1 protein-coding gene is annotated in these 4715 nt (G+C 72.4%); it reads left to right on the top strand.

Features of this window, described 5'->3' with window-relative positions; translation table 11 throughout:
- Window positions 1-4715: amino acid adenylation domain-containing protein (locus ACFY4A_RS42315; protein WP_390834634.1), on the top strand; the 4715-nt coding region annotated here is incomplete at both ends.

Below are 4715 nucleotides of genomic sequence, written 5' to 3'. Positions count from 1 at the left end.
CTGCTGGCGCAGGCGTCGGTGGCTCAGGCCGCGGTGATCGCGCGGGAGGACATCCCCGGTGACAAGCGACTCGTCGCCTACGTCGTCCCCGCAGACGGCGAGGACCCGGAGCAGATTCCCGCGGCCGTACGTGCCTGCGTCGCCGCCGGCCTCCCCGACTACATGGTGCCGTCCGCCGTCGTCGTCCTGGACGAACTGCCGCTGACCGTGAACGGCAAGCTGGACCGCAAGGCACTGCCCCGCCCGGAGTACACGACCTCCCCCGGCCGAGCACCGGTGACCCTCCAGGAGGAGATCCTGTGCGCCGAGTTCGCCGAGGTCCTCGGGCTCCGCGGGGTCGGCGTCGACGACGACTTCTTCGCACTCGGCGGGCACTCGCTGCTCGCGGTGCGGCTGCTCAGCCGGATCCGGTCGGTGCTGGGCGTCGAGCTGTCGCTGCGTGCGCTGTTCGAGGCGCGGACGGTCGCCGGACTCGCCGCACGTCTGAACGACGCGGACCAGGCGCGGCCGGCGGTGACGGCGGTGAAGGCAGCGGTGCGTCCGGAGCGGGTGCCGCTGTCGTACGCCCAGCGCCGGCTGTGGTTCCTCGGCCGGCTCGAAGGCCCGAGCGCCACCTACAACATGCCCGTCGTGCTGCGCCTGTCAGGAGAAGTCGACCGGGCGGCACTGGCCCACGCCCTGCGCGACGTCCTCGGCCGGCATGAAGCCCTGCGCACGGTGATCGCCGTGGGAACCGACGGCGAGCCGTACCAGCAGGTCCTCGCCGCCGACGACCTCGCCTGGGACCTCCAGGCCGCCGAGGTGGCCCCGGCGGAGCTGGACGACGCGGTGGCACAGGCGGCGGCGTACGCCTTCGACCTCGCCGTGGACGTGCCTTTCCGCGCCTGGCTGTTCGACGCCGGGCAGGAGAGGCACGTCCTCGTCGTCGTCCTGCACCACATCGCGGCCGACGGCTGGTCGAGGGGGCCGCTGGCCCGGGACCTGTCCCTGGCCTACGCGGCGCGCTCCGAGGGCGGTGCCCCGCAGTGGCCCGAACTCCCCGTCCAATACGCCGACTTCGCCCTCTGGCAGCGCCAGCTGCTCGGGGACGAGCAGGACCCCGACAGCGTGATCTCCCGCCAGATCGCCTACTGGCGCACCGCACTGGACGGCTCCCCCGAAGAGCTCGCACTCCCGTTCGACAGGCAGCGCCCCGCGGTGGCCGGACACCGTGGTCACCGCGTGCGCCTGGAGGTCCCGGCGGAGCTGCACCGCACCCTGACCGAACTGGCGAGGGCCGAGGGAGTGACCGTCTTCATGGTCCTGCAGGCCGCGCTCGCGGTGCTGCTGTCGCGGCTCGGCGCCGGCACCGACATCCCGGTCGGCTCGGCGGTCGCCGGACGCACCGACGAGGCGCTGGACGGGCTGGTCGGCTGCTTCGTGAACACCCTCGTACTGCGCACCGACCTGTCCGGCGACCCGACGTTCCGCGAGGTGCTGACCCGCGTGCGGGAGACCGGGCTGTCGGCGTACGCGCACCAGGACGTGCCGTTCGAGCGACTGGTGGAGGAACTCGCCCCGACGCGCTCCCTGGCCCGGCACCCGCTCTTCCAGGTCGTCTTCACGAAGCAGGACACCATCGAGGCGGTGCTGGACCTCCCCGGTGTCGAGCCGGCCGGGGTCTCGACGGGCACGGCCTCGGCGAAGTTCGACCTCGACGTGCTGGTGGGCGAGGCCTTCGACTCCGACGGCGCACCGGCGGGGCTGCGCGGCACGGTGACCGTCGCCGCGGACCTGTTCGACCCGGAGACGGCCGAGCGCATCGCCCGCCGCTGGACAAGGGTGCTCCAGGCGGTGGCGGCGGATCCCGGACTGCGGCTGACCGCGGTCGACGTCCTGGGCGACGACGAGCGGCACCTGGTCCTCACCGAATGGAACGACACCGCGGCTCCGCTCACCCACACGCCCGTGACCGCGTTGTTCGAGCAGCAGGCGGCGCGCACCCCGGACGCGGCGGCGATCGTCGCCGGCGGCGCCGAGGTGTCGTACGCGGAACTGGACGCGCGTGCCAACCGGCTCGCCCGCTACCTCGTGGGCCATGGCGTCGGCAGCGAGTCGGTGGTGAGCCTGTGCCTGGACCGCGGCGCCGACATGATCACGGCGATTCTGGCGGTCTGGAAGGCCGGGGCGGGCTACCTGCCGATCGACCCCGAGCAACCCGTCGAGCGGATCGGCTTCATGCTCGCGGACAGCGGTTCGGTGCTGCTGCTGACCACCGAGGAGATCCTCGACGAACTCCCCGCGGGACGCGTACGGATGGTGGCGCTCGACGACCCGATGGTCGCGGCGCAGCTGGCCGCGGCACCGGCGGACGCCCCCGAAGTGCCGCTGCCGCCGCACGGCCTGGCGTACGTGATCTACACGTCCGGCTCGACGGGACTCCCCAAGGGCGTGGCCGTCACCCACGGCTCCCTGGCCAATTACGTGTCCTCGGTGCCCGCCCGCGTGGGCCTGGGCGAGACGGGCGGCCGGTACGCGCTGCTCCAGGCACAGGCCACCGACCTGGGCAACACACTCGTGTTCGCGAGCCTGGCCACCGGCGGGCAGCTGCACGTCCTGGACGGGGACCTGGTCACCGACCCGGAGGCGGTGTCCGGCTACCTCGCGGAGCACCGGATCGACTATCTGAAGGCGGTTCCCTCGCACCTGGCGGCGCTGTCGGCGGGCGTCGGCGTGGAGGCCGTACTGCCCGCCAGGTCCCTGGTGCTCGGTGGCGAGGCCGCCTCCCCGAACTGGGCGCGTGAACTGGTCGACGCGGCCGGGACACGACAGGTGTTCAACCACTACGGGCCGACCGAGGCCACCATCGGTGCCGCGACCACACCCCTGACGCCGCAGCTCGTGGCCGGCGGAACCGTCCCGGTCGGCACGCCGGTCGCCAACACCCGCTTCTACGTGCTCGACGCGTCCCTCGCGCCGGTACCGGTGGGCGTGGCCGGAGAGCTGTACATCGCCGGTGCACAACTGTCACGCGGTTACGTCCGCCGTGCCGGACTGACCGCGGAGCGTTTCGTGGCCTGCCCCTTCGGCACCCAGGGCGAACGGATGTACAGGACCGGCGACCGCGCCCGCTGGGGCGCGGACGGCCGGCTGGTGTTCCTCGGCCGGGCCGACGACCAGGTGAAGGTGCGCGGATTCCGCATCGAGCCGGGTGAGGTCCAGGCGGCACTCGCCGCGCATCCGGAGGTCGCCCAGGCCGCGGTCGTGGCCCGTGAGGACAGCCCGGGCGACACGCGTCTGATCGCCTATGTCGTTCCCGACGACCTGGACGAGCCCTTCGACGCGCTGCCCGAGGCGGTACGGCAGTTCGCCGCCAAGCGGCTGCCGGACCACATGGTGCCGTCCGCCGTGGTCGTCCTGGAGGAACTGCCGCTCACCGGGAACGGCAAGCTGGACCGCAAGGCACTGCCCGCCCCCGACTACGCCGCCGCGGCCGGTACGGGTCGCGGACCGGCCACCGTGCGGGAAGAGCTGTTGTGCGGGGCCTTCGCCGAGGTCCTGGGGTTGGGGAGCGTCGGCGTCGACGACGACTTCTTCGAACTCGGCGGCCACTCGCTGCTGGCGGTACGGCTCATCAGCCGCATCCGGGCCGTGCTCGGCGTGGAGGTCGAGATCCGGGACCTGTTCGACGCGCCGACGGTCGCCGGCCTCGCCGGCACACTGGACGACGCCCACGAGGCCCGGCCGGCGCTGACGGCGGCCGGGGAGCGTCCGGAGCGGGTGCCGCTGTCGTTCGCGCAGCAACGCCTGTGGTTCCTCACCCAGTTGGAGGGCCCCAGCCCGACCTACAACATTCCGATCGCGGTACGGCTCAGTGGCGGCGTTGACCCGGACGCGCTGGGTGCGGCGCTGCGGGATGTGATGGGGCGGCACGAGGTGCTGCGCACGGTGTTCGAGGTGGTGGACGGAGAGCCGTACCAGCGTGTTGTGGGTCTTCAGGATCTGGAGTGGGAGCTGCGGGTGGTGGATGTGGCGCCGGAGGAGCTGGCCGGTGCGGTCGCCGCGGCACAGAGGTACGCCTTCGATCTCGCGGTCGAGGTCCCGTTCAGGGCTTGGCTCTTCGATGCGGGGGAGGGTGGGAGAGTCCTCGTCGTCGTGATGCATCACATCGCCGGGGACGGCTGGTCGAGGGGGCCGCTGGCCCGGGACGTGTCGGCGGCGTACGTGGCGCGGTGTGCGGGCCGGGCACCGGAGTGGGAGCCGCTGGCGGTGCAGTACGCGGACTATGCGTTGTGGCAGCGCGGCCTGCTGGGTGAGGAGGGCGACCGGGAGAGTGTGATGTCCCGTCAGGTGAGTTATTGGCGGGAAGCACTGGCGGGTGTTCCGGAGGAACTGGAGCTGCCCTATGACCGGCCCCGTCCGGCCGTGGCCGGCCACCGTGCTCACGAGGCTTCGCTGGAGATTCCGGCTGAGGTGCATGCGCGGTTGGTGGAGGTCGCGCGGGCCGAGGGTGTGACGGTGTTCATGGTGGTGCAGGCCGCGCTGGTGGTGCTGCTGTCCAGGTTGGGTGCGGGCACCGACATTCCGGTCGGTTCGGCGGTGGCGGGGCGTACGGACGAGGCGCTGGACGACCTGGTCGGGTTCTTCGTCAACACGCTGGTGCTGCGGACGGACCTGTCGGGTGATCCGACGTTCCGTGAGCTGCTGGGTCGGGTGCGGGAGAGCGGCCTGTCGGC

This window comes from Streptomyces sp. NPDC001292 (assembly GCF_042896465.1).
GTDB lineage: Bacteria > Actinomycetota > Actinomycetes > Streptomycetales > Streptomycetaceae > Streptomyces.
This window is presented reverse-complemented; position numbering and strand designations above follow the sequence as displayed.